Origin of the sequence: Pseudoalteromonas luteoviolacea DSM 6061 (assembly GCF_001625655.1) — a bacterium.
Taxonomy (GTDB): Bacteria; Pseudomonadota; Gammaproteobacteria; order Enterobacterales; family Alteromonadaceae; genus Pseudoalteromonas; species Pseudoalteromonas luteoviolacea.
In genome coordinates this window covers 190623-211456 of the sequence record NZ_AUYB01000102.1, presented here as the reverse complement: position 1 = coordinate 211456, position 20834 = coordinate 190623, and the positions used below count along the sequence as shown (strand labels likewise).

15 protein-coding genes and 1 pseudogene are annotated in these 20834 nt (G+C 41.5%); 6 read left to right on the top strand and 10 right to left on the bottom strand.

Annotated elements, in window-relative coordinates:
• Both N475_RS25735 and N475_RS11770 read left to right on the top strand, forming a co-directional pair.
• Positions 1-450: hypothetical protein (locus N475_RS25735; protein WP_162269595.1), on the top strand; the 450-nt coding region annotated here is incomplete at its 5' end.
• 6 nt (positions 451-456) lie between these two features.
• Positions 457-759 (top strand): hypothetical protein, encoded by a 303-nt coding sequence (locus N475_RS11770; protein WP_063365338.1) that lies wholly within the window; start codon positions 457-459, stop codon positions 757-759.
• A 48-nt stretch (positions 760-807) separates the two neighbouring features.
• On the opposite strand, the pseudogene N475_RS11765 reads toward N475_RS11770, so the two are convergent.
• The 3 genes and pseudogenes from N475_RS11765 to N475_RS11755 all read right to left on the bottom strand — a co-directional run.
• Positions 808-1071, bottom strand: a pseudogene (locus tag N475_RS11765) (transposase); the annotation flags it as partial.
• Between the two features lie 110 nt (positions 1072-1181).
• On the bottom strand, positions 1182-1811 hold the full coding sequence (locus N475_RS11760; protein WP_063357694.1) for a LysE family translocator: 630 nt from the start codon (positions 1809-1811) through the stop codon (positions 1182-1184).
• A 9-nt stretch (positions 1812-1820) separates the two neighbouring features.
• Complete coding sequence (locus tag N475_RS11755; protein WP_063357695.1) at positions 1821-2453, bottom strand: hypothetical protein; 633 nt, start codon at positions 2451-2453, stop codon at positions 1821-1823.
• Between the two features lie 93 nt (positions 2454-2546).
• Here N475_RS11755 and N475_RS11750 point away from each other — a divergent pair, with 93 nt between their 5' ends.
• Entirely contained in the window at positions 2547-3422 is an 876-nt protein-coding gene (locus N475_RS11750; protein WP_063365336.1) for a LysR family transcriptional regulator, read from the top strand.
• Between the two features lie 171 nt (positions 3423-3593).
• On the opposite strand, the gene N475_RS11745 is transcribed toward N475_RS11750, so the two are convergent.
• Positions 3594-4925 (bottom strand): hypothetical protein, encoded by a 1332-nt coding sequence (locus N475_RS11745; RefSeq protein ID WP_063365335.1) that lies wholly within the window; start codon positions 4923-4925, stop codon positions 3594-3596.
• 298 nt (positions 4926-5223) lie between these two features.
• On the opposite strand from N475_RS11745, the gene N475_RS11740 reads away from it, so the two are divergent.
• The gene (locus N475_RS11740; RefSeq protein WP_081232421.1) at positions 5224-6315 is read left to right on the top strand and encodes a helix-turn-helix domain-containing protein; all 1092 of its coding nucleotides are present in this window, start codon (positions 5224-5226) and stop codon (positions 6313-6315) included.
• 149 nt (positions 6316-6464) lie between these two features.
• Positions 6465-7136: a DUF4386 domain-containing protein gene (locus tag N475_RS11735; protein ID WP_063357699.1), complete on the top strand. Its 672-nt coding sequence runs from the start codon at positions 6465-6467 to the stop codon at positions 7134-7136.
• A gap of 283 nt (positions 7137-7419) precedes the next feature.
• Here N475_RS11735 and N475_RS11730 read toward each other — a convergent pair whose 3' ends face one another.
• The 3 genes from N475_RS11730 to N475_RS11720 all read right to left on the bottom strand — a co-directional run bounded on the left by N475_RS11730 (position 7420) and on the right by N475_RS11720 (position 12105).
• Positions 7420-8280, bottom strand: coding sequence for a hypothetical protein (locus N475_RS11730; RefSeq protein ID WP_063365334.1), 861 nt, complete (start codon positions 8278-8280; stop codon positions 7420-7422).
• A gap of 345 nt (positions 8281-8625) precedes the next feature.
• Positions 8626-11205, bottom strand: coding sequence for a fibrinogen-like YCDxxxxGGGW domain-containing protein (locus N475_RS26180; protein WP_063357701.1), 2580 nt, complete (start codon positions 11203-11205; stop codon positions 8626-8628).
• A gap of 483 nt (positions 11206-11688) precedes the next feature.
• Positions 11689-12105, bottom strand: a complete 417-nt coding sequence (locus tag N475_RS11720; protein ID WP_063357702.1) for a hypothetical protein — start codon at positions 12103-12105, stop codon at positions 11689-11691.
• 957 nt (positions 12106-13062) lie between these two features.
• Here N475_RS11720 and N475_RS11710 point away from each other — a divergent pair.
• A complete protein-coding gene (locus N475_RS11710; protein WP_063365332.1) occupies positions 13063-16371 on the top strand; it encodes a hypothetical protein in 3309 nt (1102 codons plus the stop codon).
• Between the two features lie 132 nt (positions 16372-16503).
• Here the strand turns inward: N475_RS11710 and N475_RS11705 are convergent, their stop codons facing one another.
• Genes N475_RS11705 through N475_RS11695 form a run of 3 tightly spaced genes read right to left on the bottom strand, consistent with a single transcriptional unit; the run spans position 16504 to position 20696 of the window.
• The gene (locus N475_RS11705) at positions 16504-17406 is read right to left on the bottom strand and encodes an HvfC/BufC N-terminal domain-containing protein (protein WP_063357705.1); all 903 of its coding nucleotides are present in this window, start codon (positions 17404-17406) and stop codon (positions 16504-16506) included.
• A complete protein-coding gene (gene bufB / locus N475_RS11700) occupies positions 17403-18395 on the bottom strand; it encodes an MNIO family bufferin maturase (protein WP_063365331.1) in 993 nt (330 codons plus the stop codon). Before bufB ends, N475_RS11705 begins: the two co-directional genes overlap by 4 nt.
• A gap of 9 nt (positions 18396-18404) precedes the next feature.
• Positions 18405-20696, bottom strand: coding sequence for a ferritin-like domain-containing protein (locus tag N475_RS11695; protein ID WP_155730925.1), 2292 nt, complete (start codon positions 20694-20696; stop codon positions 18405-18407).
• Between the last annotated feature and the right edge of the window lie 138 nt (positions 20697-20834).

The following is a 20834-nucleotide window of genomic DNA, read 5'->3' as shown; positions in this document are numbered from 1 at the left end:
TCTTCTGATGTTGCTGGTGTTACATCTTTGTCTGATGCGGATGGAAATACATACTATGTTAATGGTGAGTCAGGGATAGCTGAGCTTGCTTACTCGGCAGACAATGGTGTGGCAACTTCAGTATGTCCGGAATGTTACGTTGGAGTTGCTAGATTTGTACAATTGCTATTTAGGGGCTCAACCACAACAGTGACTTCTTGGGCAGGAGCTGGGCAAACCCCTGACTTAATGAGTGGGCGCTGGGTTATGGTTGGAGGCCCAACACTGTGGAACTACTTTAGAACAATGCTGTGGGGGCCACAAATTAGGAACGGAAGATTGATAATTCGAGGCTACAAACAAAACCCGATGAATAACTACATTTCTCGGCCAGTACATAGGTCAAGAGTTACATGGCCACGAGGGGTTGAAAAGTGGCGAGGGGCCTTTGGGCAAAGACAAATAAAGTAGGGCGTAATGATTATCTTATTATACATTTTAATTTTTTTGTATGCAGGGAAAGTGTTATGGAATTTCTATATCCCTGTTTATATATCTTTCTTTTGGTCAGATAAAGACAAAGAAGAACGAGGGGTTTCCCTTGCACCGATAGAATTTTTAATCTTAGCCATTTTAGTTGCGATAACCTACTTTGATAAGAGTTTATCTGTACTTGACTTAGGGGGGCTGAGTTTGGGGATTGTTGGTGGAGGATTAATTATTTTATCTTATTTATGGATTTATATAGTGCTCAAGGCTTGCGAGAAGTCGGGCAGTTAAGGTTAATAATTTAGGGTGACACCCATTCAAAATCGGCGCTTGCTTTTACAGCTTTTTTGAGATGATTTCCTCAAGCATTGAGTGTTTTAAACTGAGAGTTGCAAACATACCTTTTAGCTTGCGGTTTTCATCTTCAAGCTCTTTTAAACGTTTTACATCAGAGGCCTCCATCCCACCATATTTAGAACGCCACTTATAAAACGTACTTTGACCAACGCCGTGTTTACGGCATATTTCTGGTACAGGCACACCAGATTCAGCTTCTTTGATCATGCCCACGATCTGTGTTTCAGTGAACTTACTTTTTCGCATCGTAAAATTTCCTTCTTATATTGATAGAAATTCTACTTAAGAACTGTTTCAGTTTATGGGGGAGTTACACACTCAATCTAAAGCCTCAGCACTCGCTGGGGCTAATGAAATTACTTAATGCTCTCATAGCCAATCATACCAGCCAATACAAACATTACGCTGCCAGCTAACTTGTTTTGCCATTGGCTTTGATTATTGTTCTTATGAAGCCGGTTACCAACCTTACCAGAGAGTAGTGCGATCGAAATATCACAGCATAGGGTAATTAAGGTGTATATCACTCCGAGTATCAGCAATTGTGTAGACACTTGCGCGTTTTCGTTTGTGATAAACTGAGGTAAAAAAGCTAAAAAGAATAAGGCTGTTTTTGGGTTGGTTAGCTCAACCACAAAGCTTTGTTTCATGATTGCAAAGTTATTCGCTTTGCTCAGTGAGGGGTTACCAGCAGGTTGCGCCATAGGCTTAAAGTATTGCCATCCCAAATATACTAAGTACACTGCGCCCACAATTTTTAACCCTGTGTATGCGATGGGGGAGTATTTAAAAATTGCAGCTAACCCTAGCACCGTTGCAATGACATATACAAATGAACCAACAGCCATCCCGCTTGCCGCCGACACTCCAGCGCTCGGTCCTTGGCTAATACTGCGCGCCATAATGTATAAAATTGAGGGGCCAGGCGTAATACTTAATAAAAAGCAAACAACAGCAAAGGCCGTAAGTACTTCTAGTGAAGGCATAGTGCTTCCTTATTTAAAGTCTTTGGTTTCTAAGTATAGGGTTTTAGCATTTAAAAAATCAGCCAATTTAAATGATTTAACAGGCCCAATTGTTGAACAGTTTATCTCGGCTGTTTGCCCTGCGTGATAGTCACAATGTGCTTTTGCTATTTGGTCATAACTTGGGGTATGTCCAATTTTATGTACTAACAAACAAGTACTATTGCCAAGACCTAATACATAAAACTGTCCGTTGCGTTGTGATGTGCTAACAGGCTCATTTAATATGGTATTTTGAACATTAAAGGCTATGCCTGTATGTTTAACTTTGCCTGAGCGCTCAAAATGGCCGATATAAATATCTCCCTTGAATTTAGTAATTTGACCATTTCTGAGCTGGTTTAACGAGAACGTTTCTGGTCGAACGGTTACCAACTCATGCGCTTTTAAAAAAGACATTAGCTGCGTTTTGTATTGGGCTGGGATCTGCGCTTCAAAAATAAGTTGTACAGCATGTTTTCCTTGTGGCAACGGCAAGTGGGAAGCATATATGCGGTCATCAATTGTAAATAAAACCATACCATGTAAGCCAATCGAGTGATCATGCGCACGAAGTAAGCCACAAAAGCAAATAAGCAATAAACAAATAACGGTGTTTTTCATAGGAGGTCAATCAAATTAAAAGTAGTTAAGAGAGTTTAGAATATGCTATTTTAAATTCTATATCGTTTCTAATTTGTAGTTTTAGATTCCAAAATGGAAATAGCAGATTTACACAAGTTTTTAGTTATCGCGCAGCAGCAAAGCTTGCAAAAGGCGGCACAGATCCTCGATACCTCACCCAGTGCATTATCAAAATCATTAAAGCGATTAGAAAGTTCTTTACAGGTAAAACTGTTTGACCGAATAGGGAAGTCGTTACGGTTAAATGAACATGGCGTGATGTTGCAGCCCCGAGCTGTGGCTTTAACAAATTTAGCAGAAGATACAAAAACACAGTTAAAACGAGGAAGTAGCGCAATTACCTGCATGGTTGCGGCCTCTAGTATTTTACAATTTAAATGGGCAAGTGTGTTGGCGCGTCAAACCAGTGTGCACGAGCACATCACATTGGTGTTTGACACGCAATATGAGTCAAACGCACTGCATAAATTACTCGCTGGTGAAGTGGACTTAGCCATGGTAACGGGAGAGGTGATAAACGACTTGCCAACAGATATTCATTATACAAAGCTGGGTGAGTTAACGATGCAGATTGCAATGGGAAATAGCCACCCTTTGCGTAAACAAAAAAGCACCAGCTTAACCCAATTAGCAAAGTATCCCTTTGCTGCGCCCAATACCTCGCCGTTTTGTGGAGAGCAAAGAGGCATAGGGTGTGATGGGTGGCTGTCACCAAAAATAGATAGAAAGGTAAAGTGGGTGGTCAATGATTATGCTGTACTTGGCCAACTTGTGAAAAGCGGATTAGCATTGGCATATTTACCCGATTACATTGTTAGAGAATGGCAGTTATTTGAACTACCTAAGCACTCAGAAAATTTAGAGTACACTGAGCAAGTCTATTTGCTCAACCATAAATCAGCGCCAACTTGGTTAAATGAATTAGTACGAGACCTGAGTATTGGTTGAGCTCGTACAGCAAGCCACAATCTGCGTGGCACTCATTAAAAAGTTCGCAGCAAACTGACTAGCAATTGGTGCTTCGAGATCTAAATTTAACGCTTTAATAATTAAACCTTTTCTATTGCTATAAACTGATAATCAATTAGGGTTAAGCGCAAAAAAAGCCCACTAAATTATTTACCAGATGAGAGGTTTTTCCTCGCCTTTCCAAAACAACCATCTTCTTACTTCTGTGCTGTTGCCAGTACCGATCTCATAATCAGCTTTTGGTTCACCTAACTTTATAATCGAGATGAAGCCTGCACAAGTAGAGCAAACGAGCGTTTTTTCATCTTTTGATATGACCAAATCACAGATATTGGAACCTAAAAAATGTTGCCACGTAGCTTTGCCATTATGGTCAAACGCTTTTATGTGGCCAAAAGCATTACCAATTATGAACTCATTTTCTGTATGTACGGCTGCATAAACTCGACTTCCTGTTTCTAGAGTCCTTATCCTAGAGTCCTCGTTGTAAGGCTCTGTTTTTATACCCGTTAATTCATCGGTGTTGATACCTAATGTTACCCCATTGTAGAAGTGACACGAATTTAGCAAAAGGGTTTTTCCATCTCGACTAAACAATGAAAAGTGCGGATATTCGCTATGAGGCCCAATATCAGCTACTAGTTTATATTCATCGTTATAAACTAAATGACTGCCATATTGATAACCAACAGAGATAAATTTACCATCTGGGGAAATATTGCCATGTTCCATACTTAGATCTGGTTTTAGTGGTAGTTCCGGATTTTCTGCCAGCAGATATTCGAAGCTTTCTACTAGGCTTGATTGTGTTGGCAACAAACGAATCGCATGGTCAGGAGTAAGTACAACAATGCCTTCTCGGCAAATAAACAACATCCTTTGACCATCTGGAAAAGGAATTATTTGAGTAGGTTGGGCGTCGGTGCAAAATGGTTCGGCATCGTATTTTGATGGTGTTCCCTCGTTGCCGTGAGGGTAGGGGCAAAAAGCAGTGAGAGTACCTTGCCACCCTTGTGTGATTTTTACGCCTTCTTTTTCGGGGTAAGCAAAAAATATGTTGTTAGGACAAACACCAAAAAAATCAATATCATCTAATTTCGAAACAGAGTTATCTTGTATTTTAACAACATAACCCTTTTCGTAATGTGCGCCAATTCTCGCAATAATACTGCCATCTTGCAGGACAGTTAGCTTGGGAATGATTTGCCCGCGCTCTTCAAGGCTTTCAACTAATGGAGTGTAGGCCAATGGCCATTCTAGTCTTAACTTTGTAAACTCCTTGGTTTCATTGGCGCAGCGAATTGCATTCAATAGATTGGGGACAAGCTTTTCTCTGCCATTATCTTTGGGCTTTTGGCCTGCGTTTTCCCAGCCTTTAGTGAGACCAGTTTGAACGTAGGTATTGACCGCTTTAGCGTAGGCAATAGTTTTCTTTTGCCACGCTTTTTGGCGTTGCTTTTGGGAGCTAAAAATTCCAAACATTATCACATCCAATCAAAGATAGTGAGTTATGACTCTTACTGTATGTCAATTTACACTGCGTAAAAGTGAAGATTGCATATGTAGGTGTTTGTCTAAACCTTAGCATAAGTAGCAAGCAGGGACTCTTTTATCTTATTTTAAAAATATGTAGGATATCTCTGTGTTTCAAAGAGATAGAAGATTTTAGCTTTACATAGGTGTTACACTGCGTAGAGTGCAGTGTATTTTACTCTACTAATTCTAGTGTTAGGGAAGTTATGGATGTTTTAGATACCGTTGTTTACTCAGTATGTGGGGTGTGATCTTACTTGCGCTTGTGCAGGCTGTGAGTAAACCTAAGCAACCACAAACAACTTATCTAATCGTGTTGTTGCTGTTGCTGCTTATACACGTCAGTGGAGAGTTAATAATTTACTCTGGCGCTTATCAATACTTTCCTGCCTTAGTGGGCATGCAAATGCCAGTTCGTATTTTGCTTGGTCCGGCGTTATTTTTCTATGCGTGCGCAACCATGTCTCCAACTTTGTCCATTTCAAAGAAAAGCTATGCTTTTGCTATGATAGGGCCGGTGGTTGCTATCCTTGTCATGCTGCCATTTGTTACTGGGTTCACATCAGAAGAAAAACTAGCACTTGCAGATCCTGCAACACGTAACCCCGAGCATTTTAAAATCGCGTTATACACTTGTATTGCCAATATGGTGGTGTTTATGGCGTTTAACGCCATTTACTTTTTTAAAGCGCTGCAAGTTCATATTAAGCATCGTCAACAATTAATGGACCGATTTTCAGAAATACAATCTAGATCATTGGACTGGTTTAGAGTGATGTTGGCTTTATGGGGTATTGTCTGGCTCTGTTATGCCTTGTCTTACATTCCCACATTAACGGGCTGGAAATTGCCTTGGCTGGATCTACTGCCATTTTTTGAAGCATTCGTCTTAATTGCTTTCGCACAATTAGCGCTTAATCAACCTATCCTAACAAAGGCAGACAAAGGTCCTCCCGTTCCTGAACAGCCCAGAAGTGCGACGTTAAACCAAGATAGAATGGATGCAATTTCAGTAGAACTAAAAAATGTTATGCATGAAAAACAATTATTTATGGATGAAGAGTTGTCACTGAATAAGCTCTCAAAGGCAATTGGCGTAAGCGAAAACCACATATCAGAAACACTGTCACAAAAATTAAAGACAAATTTTTTCCAGTTTGTGAATGGGTATCGGATTGCGGCAGCAGAAAAGCTTCTTCAAGAAACAGATAAACGCATTTCAACCATTCAATATGAAGTAGGCTTTAATTCCAAATCGACTTTTAATACAGCGTTTAAAAAATCAACAGGTTTAACTCCTTCACTATATAGGAAGAAGTCAGCTTTAGTAACTCACTAAAAAATATACGAATAAAAAGTCCGAACGGGCCCATTAGAACGACAAAACTATTGTAACCCGTGACAATAGAGCCATCTTGTAAACGCTCTGCTGGCTTAAAAGCTTTTGGTAAGGCACACCAGCGAGCAATAACTTAAAGGTTCTTATTTATGTCGAATTTACTCGCTGCGCGCCTTGCAGGTATGCTCATCTTGATCTCAACTAGCTCTTTTATGTATGCAGACTCCATCATTTATGAGCTACTAACTAAACCAGACTTTTTAGAGCAAGCTGCGCTAAACAGGACTTCGCTTGCATTTGCTGCACTATTAGAGTTTGTAAATTGTGCAGCTGTCGTGGCCATGTCAATCCTAGTTTATCCAATTATTAAGCAATATAGTGAACGTGTCGCAATAGGTTATGTAAGTGGACGATTGATAGAAGCTGCGACTCTAATGACTGGCGCAGTGACGCTCATGACACTGATGGCAATGGGTAAACAATTGCTGGATAATCCAGGCGCGTCTAGCGAGCACCTGTATATGATAGGGACTGCATTAAAGTCTGAGCGTTGGTTTGGCTTTTTAATGGGGATGCTTTCTTTGGGGTTATGCGGTTTTTTATTAAATGTCACTTTATATCAATATCGTTTGATCCCTAGAGCAATGGCGGCACTGGGTTTGGTCGGTTACGCAACTCTGCTGGTTAAAGTTGTTTTTGATTACTTTGATGTCAGTTTTTCTGGTTCGTGGATGTATATTCCAGGTGGGCTGTATGAGTTGATTTTTCCTCTTTGGTTAATATTTAAAGGGTTTGACTTAAGTTATGAGCCAAAATCTTAATCATGTGAATACAAAACGATAAAGGAAGCGATGCACAGCTTCCTTTTTTTCTAATAATTATCTAATAATGGTTGAAGTTTTGGTGTTTTGATATGGCTCTAGTTCGTGAAGGGCAATTTACTTTTTATTGCGTCTAATCTCTATGGTTAATCCCAAAATCAGTTAAGTGTTATATACACTTACAATTAAATCGAGTCAGGCAAGCGTGCTCGCCAGCAAAGTGATGACAGTGAGTTAAACAAGTTTTATTCACTGCCATACTTACAGAGTCGACGCTAACTGTTTAATGGAAAGACAGTCCCCACATCAAAACGCGTCCGCCATTGTTAAAGTCTTGAGTACCGGTAGCCGCAATTCTAATTTTTGATGTAGTTACGGGGGCTGATAAAGTAAATTCTTGTCTGATCCATTGCTGTGAAGGGAGCGAGTTAAAATCAAAGGAGCCTTTGTTGACCCAGTCATTGTTTTCCCAAACTTCAAAAGTAAAGTTTGTGGCACGTGTCCCTTGGCCGTTGTTGTAGGTACCTAACTTAAAGGATTGTAGGGTAAATGATTTGGTAAACTCTATGTTGAACCCCATCGGAAATGGCAATCCGCCATCATCAGATTGCACATATAGCCCCTTATTAGGGTCATCAGTATCTTGTAAAAACGACTCATTGATAGCTCTAGAGTAATTTAGACCTGTGCCAGAAAATATCGGATCAGCCGTCATATTCAAAGTGCTGCAAAAGCTTGGAAACTGCGATGGACAACTAAAGTTAGCTGTAAAGTCACCTTTGTCACCATTTGCTCCATACCAAGTGCCAGATACAAGCCCTTGCATATTTTCAGCGCCAACGAACCACTTTTCTCCTAATGTGTTGTCACGATAAACAAAGTTGTAGCGAGATTGTGAGCCAGCGCCTTCAAACACGTTTTGTGTTTCTTCACGTTTACCAGTGAGTATAGAGTCAGTACCTTGTTCTAAGCCGGCAATCACGTCGCCCGATAAAGTTACATTTATAGACAACGAGTGCGTTTTATTGTCCACACCATCTAATACCTCGTCATATGTGATAACTGTTATATCACCAGCAGAAACAATTGAAGACGTTAGTATGGTGGTTGTGGCAATAGCGATTGTAGAGAGAGATTTTATCATTATTTAATTCCTGTAAATGACCGATTTAACCTATGCAAAGTGCACCGAGGTTGGTGTTTAGCAAAGTAATTTAATCCCTTGATTTACTCCCAGGGCTTTATCAACATACAGCAAAATCAAATAATAATTAATCTCGCATAAAAAGGTTCACAGAGAGTCTATTGAACTACTTGCTAGTTTACTGCCTTTCATAGGTACGAGAAGAGAAAGTTAATTTTATAATTAATTGATTTTATTAGATAAAATTTGAAGGTTTGTTTCGGTGGTTCTACTTGGCCAGAAGTAAATGATAAGCTGCCAGCACAGAGCACAGGGTGAATCGTTCAACCTGTGCTCTGGATTATGTTACCTCACGTAAATATAGTTAGTTTGCTCCACGGCGAGCGTCGCTACATTTGTATCTTTGTAGATGCTTTTTACATGGGTGTAAATATTGTGATAGTTTAACATTGAATAGTCTAAACCTTCCCCTGAACAGCCAGAACCTTCATGCCAAAAAAGTCTGAATTGATTTTCACCTGTTTGATTTGGTACACGTCCGAGCGTATCAACTAAAGGAATACAATTGGCACTTTGTAATTTAGCGATGTCGGCAATAGCATATACACCTACATCTCGCATATTCATCATTAACTCTTGACTGTTAGCCTTTAGATATTGCCAATGTGTATCTGGTAGATGGTAATTATCATCAAATGAAGTGATGTTGTTTACTTCAGTGAACAGTACATCAAAATTATTGATATGATCGTATGGCTTATTCGGTACATAGCGTATCCCAACCAGAGTCCAACCACCACCTTTTAACTCCATATCACAATATGTGGTAAAAGGAGCAATATCACCATTTCCATCAGGGTCTATTTGGTAAAAACCTGAGCCAGCCTGTGGGTTCTCAGTATGGATTGTTTGACAACTTGACCCTTGTGCCTCTATCGGTGTGACCGGATCTGGTTGGACAAAAAAGCCATAATATTCCATCTCGTCAATTTGAACATAGTCACTTGAGCCATGCGTATTTACAACATGTATTCTAAAATGTTTGCCAAATGCTGCACGATTTAAGGTTACTTGTGCAGTACCTTGTTCCATAACGATGTGTTCATGATCTACAAAGTTGATACCATCGTCAGAGACTTGAAAGATGACATCTTTAGGTGTTCTTGGAGAAAACTCAGCATGCTTCGTAGATACTTGAGTTTTAAATCCAGTCACTACCGCTTTGTTATCAAAGTTAACTTGTAACCATTCATTGCTGTTTGTCGGCGCTAACCAAATACCATTAGTCACAATATTACCAGCATCTGGGTTCACTTTTGCATTTGGATCTGTGTAGTAAAGGTGACCATCAAAAGCGCCTGCTGGACTAAACAGGTTTACTGTTCCACTGGCTGTGTAACTGTGAAGCTGCAATCCATTAGTGTATACAAGTGCGATATTGTTATTGTGACCGGTAGTATCGCCCGTTATGGTGGGTCTTGAAGCATCAATATTTTTCATATCACAAAAATACTCAACGGCAACTTCACCACCCGGACCATCAGTATCAATTTGGTACAAACCGCTTTGCGCATTTGGTTGGTTTGCCAACACATCCGCACAGCTTTGGCCATCACTGGGATAAACATCTTTGTTTAGCGTGTCCACCATAGCAAGTAGGTGGTTATACTTCTGTTGTAATTCTACGTATTGAGAATCAGAGTATGATTTTGTTACTAGGTGATTTGACTCAATGGGATCGTTTGCGATGGCATTGCCAATGACCTCGAGAGCGGCACTTGGCGTCACAGTACCCACCCCAACTTTAACACTTGTAGACACCACTGATGCGCTATCTTGCCAGTGAGAAGTGCCAGGTATACCCTGAATACCTTGTATTCCTTGAGGCCCAGTCAGTCCGATGTCTCCCTTCGGGCCCTCTAGGCCTCTTTCTCCTGGGATCCCCTGAACACCCTGAGGTCCTTGAATACCTTGCGGGCCAGTTGCACCAGTTTCACCGGGCAGACCCCTAAATTCATTCCAAATACTACCATCACAGATAAACACCAGTCGCTCAACGCTGTTATAATACATTGAGCCTTCGTGATCCGTATTACATACAAGCGGTGCTGTATTTTTGGGCACTAGCCTAATCGCACTCTCTACTTCTATATTGCCAGTAAATTGATGCTGAAATATATGAGGAAAGCTTGTTGCATCGGTTGGATCTGTACCAGCCATAAATTCATCAAAGTTTGAAACTTTGTCATTATCAAGATCTGTAGAAGAGTCTGAAGGATCCATTGGGTTTAAACCGTGACTAAGCTCCCAACTATCGAGCATACCATCTTGATCTGAGTCTACCTGTTTAGCTGATACAGTGACCGATACGTCATCAAAATCGATAAAGCTGACTTGCGTATCATTATTTTCTAATGTTAGAACAAGGTTGGAGTTCATATCAGCTAGGAACTGATGCGAGGAAGCGTCGGGCTTAAACTCTATGTCTAATTGAGTAAACGCACCTTTGAGTAGAGGGGTATTTGGCGTGATATCAATCGTCTGATTATCAACGCGAAGGCCTATTTTGTAGTTGAAAGCATCCGCATTTTCTCGCCAGCCCAGCTTTACACGTACTCTATAAGTTGAGTTTAAGTCTAATGGGGCTCCTAAATCTTGCATTATCAGGGAGCTAGGCCCAGCAAATCCAATATTATTGATCTCAGACTCATTTGAATAATGGTGAACCGAGGGGTTTAGAATACCTGCTTGACCAGAGTTAGAAAAAAGCCAATGGTCGGCGGTTACGCTTGTTTCAGATTCATTGAGGCCTTGCGCACTAAAATCGCCATTCAAGATCAGTTCTTGAGATTGAGCTACCGAGCAAGAAACACCGAGTACCACAGCGACCCATTTTGCAACGGATTTAGTTTTCATTTCTTTCATATGTTGATTTCTATTTTATTGGATATCGGGGTTATTTTAACATCTTGTTTTTTCTTCATAAATTATGTGAAAGTATAGTTTTTATTACTAGGCAAATAAAATTAATAAATACATAAAATATTGAGATGAGGAGGTTTTGATTCCAAGAATAAGTGGCAAATAAGCGCTAGTTTTCTTCGTTAAGTTCAAACCCAGTATGACATTGAATGATTCTTTAATATGGTCCAATCGTTATTCTGAAAGTTGTTTTCAAGTATCTGTTTAGCTTGGGTATCTTTGATATATCTGTGAGATAAGCGTATACAGCAAACATTTAAAGTAATACCAGTTACTTAAATGACAATAAAATTTGAAAACTACGGAAGGAGGTGCGCACAGTTGGATTGTTTGTATCCCTGTTTGTAAGGTTACCTTTCATGCCAAAGAGTAGTTGCAACTTACATGAATCTTCCCAACTATTATGTGCTCATAAATAGCCCTAAGCTACTTAAACAAGTCTTTAAATTGATCCCAAATTCCGAGCGACTCGTCTGGGAAAATATCAATGCCTAACCAGGATTTAAGTAAGTAAATGATAACTAAAACAACCCCGAGCGCGATAAATCCAACGATTAGTAAGGCTGTTATAAAAGCAAGCGCTGCGGTGAATCGTTCCGAAGAACTTAAGTTACGTCTGTTCACCCCGCCCAGAAATACAAAATAAAAACTCCAAGGTAAGAAAGGGAGTGCAAGTGTTGGCCGAAAATCTATTTTGTGGCTATTCCAATCTCGAGTACTGATGACTTTTTGCAGGGCTTTGCGTTGTTTGTAATTGAAGCTAGCGGCGACTTCTGGGTCCATTTTACTAAGTAATTGCTTAACGTGAGCATGGCGGTCCTGATTGGGATTTTCTCTTGTCATTTGACTTCCTTAGTCATCGAATCGATACGAGTTTGTTACTGCAAGTCATTTACAATCAGCAACCAAAACATGCTCTAAAGTGGCTACCTGAAAAACTAGGCGCCTTAGCGTAGTATTTTCAAGCCTTTACTGTTCTTTTAAGTGTAGCCTGATATATTCCACTATCAATTATCGTTGCCAATTTATACTGTGGCTGCGGACAAAGCGAGCTGAAGCGGAGCTTTAGGGAGCTACCAAAATGTAAGCTGGAAGCTTGTTAAGTGTGCTGTGTTTAAAATGGACCAAGGTGTTGTTTGATCATACATATACAGCGACTGTGACCGCGTAAAGTACGAACTTTAATATGTATACGGATGTTGTAAGATATGTGTTTGCTCAGCTTCATCCTATCTTTTGTTTAGCCGTTACCAAAATGAAAAAGAGCCGCCAATTTTTTTCAATGACATACGTACAGTATGTATTGTACTTTGCTATGTATTTGGCAGATAACCTTTGGTGCTGTTTCGGTGTCGTAATAGCTAAGCTGCAAGCACTTGATTGTGCGTTCGTGCTCAGTCAGGACATGCTGGGATTATTGAAAGTGCAATGTAGTTTTGTCGTAAGGGAGGCATTTAAAAAGTGGCTTTGAATATAATCAACAAAATAGGTACAATTCTGTCGGCACAACGAATTTTTTACTAAAATGGACTTTTCCAATATGAAAAACTTTAAACACTCCTCTATTGCCTTGGCTTTAACTTTGGTGCTAACGGGTTGTGGGGGCTCTTCAGGCTCGGACAATAACCCATCTGAACAACAAAACATTAAAACCAAGCATCTGAAACACTGAGTACTGCGCAAAGTAAAACCTTCTCAGAATTAGAAAGTGCGGCAAATCAACTTGTAATAAGTCGCTATTCGGGCTCAGATATCCAAGCCCAAATTGAACCGGCGTTAGTACAAAAAGCATTTGCTCATATGTTCGATGACTCTGCAAGTTCATTAACTACTTTTGAGCTTCCTGAAATAGAAAACTATGTAGACAAAGATGGTAAAATCGATGGTAAACATGTCTGCTTTGTAAACGGGACAGCCACATATTCTGGCCAAGTTAATGAGTCAGGGGAAGGGGTAGCAATTGCGAAGTTTACCAATTGTGTTTACTACAGCGGCCATGAAGTGTCAGGGACCATTACCGTTAAAGTATCTCAAGGTGATGCTGGTAAAGTGCAGATGGGGGTGTATGTTGATGATTTTGAAATATCATACAACGAAAGCTCTGAAAAACTGACTGGCAGTATAAGAATGATTGCAGAATCTGGCACAGTCTCAGTCAATCAAAACTTGTTGATTGAAGACCAAAGTGGCAGTCAGGTCCTGTCTCAACTGAAATTTGAAGAGTTGGGTTATTCCAGCTCAACCGTGGCTGGCGCCATTAAAATTGGGGATGCTGGGGCTATTTATGTAAGTACATCGGGATTGCGCGGAGACAGCCCTCAATTTTATGATGGAGAAATTAAGTTTTCAGGCCTCGAAAACAGTGCAACCATTGAATTCTCAAGTGATCAGACAGCTTATTACGTCGATTCTGACTTAGATGGTCAATATGACCTTGGTGCATATATTTCTAACATGCACAAGTTTATGGCAGGGCAGGTAGTAAATATTAACCCTGTTGCTATCGATCTTATGTCCTTACCGCCGATTGTATATAGTCCTTATTACTATGATCAAATGCCGGATACCACCACGCCTATTACGGTTGAAACAGGTGATTATTACGATATGGATACGCCAGCTGAAGAATTACAGGTCAGCTTTGCATGGTACTTAAATGATGAATTAGTTGCGGACCAAATCACCAATACATTGCCAGCGGGAATAGCAGTTTATGGTGACACATTAGAAGTGGCAATGAGAGTCTCAGATAGCGCAAACACGGTTTTGAGTAACAGGATCGCAATCGAGCTGGCAGATGCGCCGAGCTATATTGAGGTGACTGAGTTGCCAGATTCAATCTCTCCAAATCAGCGCATTGAGTTTACCGTAACCACCATTGATCCAGATAAAACTCATTCACCAAAGCTGGGGACTTTATTGTCTGGACCATCTGGTGCAGTTGTTGGTGAAGATGGCAAAGTCACATGGACTGCACCTGCAGAAACACTGTTTTCATCACAAGAGTACTTTTTTAATTTTGCAACAGGAAATGAACAAAACCCTGAAGAGTCGTCTGTTTCAGTCACGGTAAATACAACAAAGCCATTGCCAATTGCTCGTTCGGGCATAGATGTACCGAAGCGTGAGGGCAACATTGTAATCGGCGATTTCGATGGCGACCGAAAGAATGAAATCCTGACAACGGACAATCAATATCGAGTGACCTTGCTAACCAATGAAAATGGTAAACAGGAACAAAAGTGGTTATATCCATACTCGCTACCGACAGAAGGAACCATCCAACAGCTCTTTGCTGCTAATATCGACAATGATGCTGAAAAAGAAATTTATGTCCTGACAACAAAAGGCTTGAGTATCATAGATGGACTGAACGCGCCAGCACGAGAACTCATTTCTTTTGAAGACGATATCCTGTCAGGTGCCCTTAAAGACATCGATAATGATGGATTACCTGAATTGGCGGTTATTCTCAATCATAACAGTTTTTATTACTCTCATAATATGCTGAATGTATACAATTTGGATACTCCTCATTATTCGCTATTTACAGCATATGTAGGCGATGCAAATTCAATCGTGATTGCAAATGTTGATGAAGACCCAAACCTTGAACTCGTGGTGAATACAGGTTTAGTTTACGACATGGTGTCTTGGGAAAAGCAATGGCTGAGTGGTAACACTTTCGGTCAACATCTTTTAACAACGGCTGATTTAAACGGTGATGGCATTGAAGAAATTGTAGGCTACAACAATGAGATTGTTGTTTATTCGGCAGTTGATAAATCCCAATTAACAACGTTAGAGGGAAATGATCTTTGCTCAATTACCGCTGGTAACATTGATGATGACGCGAATGACGAACTCATTTTAGGTGAATGCCAATGGGGTGATATACATGCCTACAACTTTAAAAGCGATAAGTCGTTTGAAAACATATGGACGGCGAATAAGGTCGATCATAGCTTAAGTTCTTTACAGCTAGGTGACAGTGACAACGATGGAAAACCAGAATTGTTATGGGGCACAGGGATAACGCACTCAGGCGCGGATATGTTAGTTACAGCAGACATCGATGCGGGGGGGGTAACAGTGAGAAGCGACCAAATCGCCCCGCAATTAGATATGTTTGCGCCTGCTGGGTGGGCTAAAACAAATGAAACCACTGAAAGCGCTATCTTCTTTTTGCCCCGAACTAATTCAGGTTACGATGGGAGCCGTGTTGCGCATATGAGTAAAGAGGGCGACTTAACGTTGTCGGATGTGATTTCAAGTAACTGGAGTGGCCACAAAGCGTCAACCACAGCTGATTTTAATAACGATGGACTGACAGAGCTCTTAGTACCGAATAATGAAATATATACAACGGGGCTTGGTATAATGGAGCTGGCGACGCATACTATTACTTATCAATTACCCGTTGATTCAAATGAACAATTGATCACGGTTGATGCAGCGGACGTCAATGGGGACAATGTGAAAGATGCTTTGTTTGGCACGAGCAACTCTGTCAAGCTCGTCGATACATATAATCAATCTATGGTGGCAAGCTATAATGTATCAAGCTCGCTGCGTGATTTTACTACGCACTTAAACGGATCACTGTCTATGGTTGTTGCATCTAACAACCTGAGCTTGCTACAACTCGCTAATGGAGCGTTATCAGAGAAAAGTACCATAGAGCAAATATGTAATCAGGTGGAATATTTCAATTATGACAGTGATGCTGCACTTGAAATTGTGTGCTTAAGCAATACTGATAGCTATTATTCAGACGTGCAATCTGAGATCTATGTCTTTGAGGTAAACAATGAGCAGTTGGAGCAAGTACACCATAAAGCATTGGCGGAAAATGTCGTTCATTTAGCGGTGTCACCAACCGAGGACAATAATCAAGGGTTGATACTTGTTACTCAAGCTGGATATAGCTATCGGAACGAAGACCCATATGCTCATGTTGTGTTCACAGACTCAAAAGGGTATAAGATAAGCCGTAGCCCTAAGTTGCCAGGCACGTCTAATCAAGATGGGTTAAAAGTGAGGCTAGACGACAACGGAAAGCTGAATGTGTTATTGACCACATCTAACGGAATGTATCAGATACACTAACTAGTTAAATCGTGGCCCTGTTTTATCCAACAGCGGCCACGCAACCTGCTTACGAGCAAATGGATCTTGCTTTTATTCTAAATCCCCACTTTTGATGTTAATTCGATTATCCTGTGTTAAATGTGTTCCTACTTAATTGGAAGCATTGGCCATCGTTACGGTCGGGCTTTTTAAACGTTCCACAACGAGCAGGCCACAAGCAGCAGCGGCTGGAAGCCACATTGCCAACTGAGCCCTAAGCACTGCTGGATCTACCCCTTGTCTGTGAGCACTTTGTGTCAAGGCTTGTTCAAACGAGATAGCCTGACCACAATGTACTAATAGGTCTGCCTGCCATTGAGTCAATTGTTGGGTTATCAAGCGGTATTTATGTCGACTTAATGCCACATAGCGAGTGCCTTTTTTGGGTAATGAGTGGGGTTGACCATTTTCGAGTTGCTCGACCAGCGGAAGAAGGTCATATTCACTCACTAATAAGCGTAAGCAAGGAGGCGCAACTAGGCTTAAAGTCGCGCCACCACCGAGTAGTTCAAATTCATTGATTGCGATATCAGTATTGGAGGCTCCTTCTAGTCCTTCAGCCAGCAATACTTCTGCTTTGGCCCGCTCGAACCTAGCTAACTCAAGCGGAACATCAAACATCGCGTTTTGTTGCTCATCAAAATCTCCTTGTGGCCGAGTATTTGTCAAAAAGCTGACGAAGGATTTTCCCAGTGTATGTAGGGTAAAAGACCGTGATGGCAAAGTAACGATATAAGCCTTTGCAAAAACCTCAAAAACGTCTTCTCCCATGAAAGCACAAAGCAGTGAAAATTCACTCTTGAGGCACTCTACCAAGCGCATTACGTACCCAGCAGCGTATATATCGACTCTACGCTGTGCGCTTAGTTGCGATGTTGATTTAATACATTGCTGTAGTGTCAGGCCATCTCGTTGAGCAGCGGTAAATAACTTCTGTGGCAAATCCCCACGAGAAATCAAAATAAGAGACAACCAGTGTTGTAGTTGGTTTAGGTCGGGAGTTGAGTGTGTCATTTTGTTACCGGCTTTAAACTGTTTGCTAGGTCTGCGTTATGATGCATTTCCTGTACCACTGGTGTTGAACACTGGGTTTGCGCACCTTTGCGTACCATTTGTGTGGGTATTTCCCCTCTTAGCACCTTTTTTGCTTTACCTAGTTCTTGGGCTAACTCCTCAAACGGCGGAATATTGGCATCCCACTCTAGTAGCGTTGAAACACCACCTGTCAATTTTTGGGCTAGGGCATACAGTTCCCAAACACGTTGAGGCACAGGTTGGTCATGGGTATCAATAAGACAGTCTCCACAATCACTTGGTCCGGCGATATGGATTTGAACGATACTTTGATGGGGCAGGGCACGAATGTAGGCTTCAGGGTCAAAGCCATGGTTGAAAGCACTGACAAATACATTGTTGACATCCAAAAGCATTCCACAACCAGTCGCGCTTACAAGCTCGTTAAAGAATTCTGGTTCGCTAAGGCTTGAGTGGCAATACTCAAGATATGTCGATGGGTTCTCTAGAATAATTGGCCGCTCCAGCACTTCCTGAACTTCTTTAACCCGACGGATCACATGCATAATACACTCGTCTGTTAGCGGCATAGGCAGTAAGTCGTGACTATTTACCCCTGCTATGCCTGTCCAACATAAATGATCAGACACCCAAATGGGCTGTACAAAGTCGCTCAGCGCTTTGAGTTTCTTCAGGTAAGTTAAATCAAGTGGGTCAGTGCTACCAATGTTCATGGAAACACCGTGCATCACTATCGGATAGTGAGCTCGCATGGTTTCTAGAACATGTCGACCATAGCCATAGTTGTCTATGTAGTTTTCGCTGATAATCTCAAACCAGTCCACGGGCTTTTGCTTGATGTGATCACAGTTGCTCATTAAATGCGGATAGTGTTGGCTGCGCAATCCAACGCCAAAACCTAGGTTTCTCTGTTTTGAAAAAGAGGCGGCAGCATTGTGCTGCGCCTCCAAAGTGTAATTAATTGACATTGCGCACCCTTACGTTGACGGTGGGAGTGCGAGACGAATGTCATCAGCGGCTGGTGGCTCAGGGATGTTGCCGTTTTGTAGGTCAACAAGACCATTGGCATTACAGTATGCCTGCCATGCAATTTTATAAACGGCATCGCCCTCTTTGTAAGGCATTGGTGTTGTTTGTTCGGCTGTTGAACAATCTTGTGGCAAAGGCTTTTCATCTGGCGTTACATAGCTAATTGCCTCAAAGTTGTTGTCTTTGCCGTAAAAGCGAAACAACTGCATTTTGTAGCCATCGCTGTCATCTGCTGGAAGTGACGGAAACAACTGCGATGCAGATATAGGGACTGCACAGCCACCTAGGTTGTTGCATTTGTTGTCTGCGGGTGCACTTTTAATTCCTTTTGCGCCACTAGAGCCGCAGCTACCACCTGAAGTAGTGCTGTGCACAAACCCACACCCGCCTTGTGCCTTGCAGTCATTCGACCCTTTACAGCTGTGATATACCTGAGCGGGTGGTAAGCCTGTATCCTCCGAGGTGTAGCTCATGCCTTGGCAAGCATGGTAAAGTGCGTCTTCTTGTGAAGGGGCTATCCCTGAGACCAGGTTGGGCGCTAAACCAGTCGCTGCCCAACAAATTGAAACTCTATCGCCCGATCCTCCCATTGCTGGACCCGGAAATTCACTCGTTTCGCCAGACCAGTAACGATCTAATGATGTGGTTAACCCTTTAAGGGTGCCAACGGCGGATTGACTGAACAGTTGATGGGTGTCAGTGAGGCTTTTTTCTGTTCTACTTAGATTATTTAGCGCTTGGGCGATCTCCGTTACACTTGGTAGATCAGGGTGTTTGGCTTTGGCAATATCTCCTCCATTCGGATCTAACATAGCCGCTTGCCAACGGTTTCCTTCGCAATGCCAGTCTTTCCAAGTCATATATCTATCATTGATTTGATGATTTGTGCCACCATATTTGACTATCAGTTCCAATGTCTGTTGAAAGATAAGGAAATGATCCTTGCGCTTATTTGTAATACGAGCACAGGCAGAGCCCGAGATAGGGTCGCCGGGGTAGTCGGACTTGAGCGCTTCTTCACTAGGTTGGAATTTTTCTTCGACTGTGTGGTCATCCTGATTTTGTTGCTTGAGTAATTTACTTAATACTCGCTGAGCCCACGGTTCATGACCCCAATATTGGCAAATCATCATTGCCACGCCTTTACCTTCGCCCTGATCAGTGATGGCATTTACGTTGTTCATGAGCTTTTCTTTAAGTTTGTCGTAGCGGTTTTCATCGCTATCTTCAGGGTTTAAAGAGCCGTCTATTTCTGGGAATTGAGCTTTGTAATTGCTGTCACCTGGACGGACATTAAAGTAATCTCTTTGAACTGGCGTTAACAACTCGTCTAGCAGGTAGCTACCATCGTCATATTGAATTTGCAGGTAATTCCAATAGCACAGATACATGTGCCCAATTGAACCGAACAGTGGTAAATCGGACTCGGTGTTCTGTGCTTCCCACCAATCAAAAGGTGCATCTTCGAAATATTTGGGACGACCATCTTCACCTGGTGCTAAATATTTCGGTTGGATAATCTTTTTTGCATCTTCGTCAGTTTCTTCAATGAGAAGAAAAAGTAAGGCTTGCTCTTTATTGAGCTCGGTCGCGTTGACTTTAAGATCTTGCAGGCTCTTGCCTGAAAAGTGAGTTTCAAAGTAGGCCTTCACTTGTGGACTTAATTTGTTTAAATCACTATCACAATCTTGAAAGTCCAATACATGTGGGATCATGGTCTGGTTGTTGTAGCAATGCCAACCATAGTTCTTATCGATTAATGCTGCACTAGTGAAAGAGGGCGTAAAACCCAATTTGCTTGCCATATTCGATGCTAATTGCAAATGTAGCATCTCTTCTATGAATACGCTGTAAACCCCATTAAATACTTGCTCGTTCACTGATAACTCTTTAGGTAATGGAGGCTCGAAAGTAACATCGTGACCGAGTTGTCTATCAAGGGGGACAGAACCTGCTGTTGCTGCCAATCCCGGCCATTGGCGTCCCGGGTATAACCCCGAATCGTCGCCTATTGAGTGCATTCCGTAGATGGAATACAAGCCAGTCATATAGAGTGGAATTGTGAATAATTCGACGTTAATTGCGGCTTGGGCGATAGCCTTGATACAAGAAACATCTGCAGCTTTATACTTGCTGTTTCGATTCTTAATCTTTTGTTCCTGTGATTTATTGATCCTAAGCTCAGGCTTAATTCCTTCAGCTAGTCCGGACAGCGCCTCTTTATTAATTGGTTCATTCATGAACTTGCTCCTTTTTGACGGTAGGTGACTGCCAAAGTAGCTAACTCGGGCAGCAACATTCGTAAAAGTAGTTCACGATGGCAAGCTTTCCTATTACAAATTATTACGCCGCAGGTCAATTTTACTGGCGTTGAGCGA

Excerpts from the sequence above, each read along its gene's own strand:
- N475_RS11770 (WP_063365338.1), top strand. The coding sequence starts at position 457 with ATGATTATCTTATTATACATTTTAATTTTTTTGTATGCAGGGAAAGTG.
- N475_RS11760 (WP_063357694.1), bottom strand. The coding sequence starts at position 1,811 with ATGCCTTCACTAGAAGTACTTACGGCCTTTGCTGTTGTTTGCTTTTTA.
- N475_RS11755 (WP_063357695.1), bottom strand. The coding sequence starts at position 2,453 with ATGAAAAACACCGTTATTTGTTTATTGCTTATTTGCTTTTGTGGCTTA.
- N475_RS11750 (WP_063365336.1), top strand. The coding sequence starts at position 2,547 with ATGGAAATAGCAGATTTACACAAGTTTTTAGTTATCGCGCAGCAGCAA.
- N475_RS11745 (WP_063365335.1), bottom strand. The coding sequence starts at position 4,925 with ATGTTTGGAATTTTTAGCTCCCAAAAGCAACGCCAAAAAGCGTGGCAA.
- N475_RS11735 (WP_063357699.1), top strand. The coding sequence starts at position 6,465 with ATGTCGAATTTACTCGCTGCGCGCCTTGCAGGTATGCTCATCTTGATC.
- N475_RS11730 (WP_063365334.1), bottom strand. The coding sequence starts at position 8,280 with ATGATAAAATCTCTCTCTACAATCGCTATTGCCACAACCACCATACTA.
- N475_RS26180 (WP_063357701.1), bottom strand. The coding sequence starts at position 11,205 with ATGAAAGAAATGAAAACTAAATCCGTTGCAAAATGGGTCGCTGTGGTA.
- N475_RS11720 (WP_063357702.1), bottom strand. The coding sequence starts at position 12,105 with ATGACAAGAGAAAATCCCAATCAGGACCGCCATGCTCACGTTAAGCAA.
- N475_RS11710 (WP_063365332.1), top strand. The coding sequence starts at position 13,063 with ATGTTCGATGACTCTGCAAGTTCATTAACTACTTTTGAGCTTCCTGAA.
- N475_RS11705 (WP_063357705.1), bottom strand. The coding sequence starts at position 17,406 with ATGACACACTCAACTCCCGACCTAAACCAACTACAACACTGGTTGTCT.
- bufB (WP_063365331.1), bottom strand. The coding sequence starts at position 18,395 with ATGTCAATTAATTACACTTTGGAGGCGCAGCACAATGCTGCCGCCTCT.
- N475_RS11695 (WP_155730925.1), bottom strand. The coding sequence starts at position 20,696 with ATGAATGAACCAATTAATAAAGAGGCGCTGTCCGGACTAGCTGAAGGA.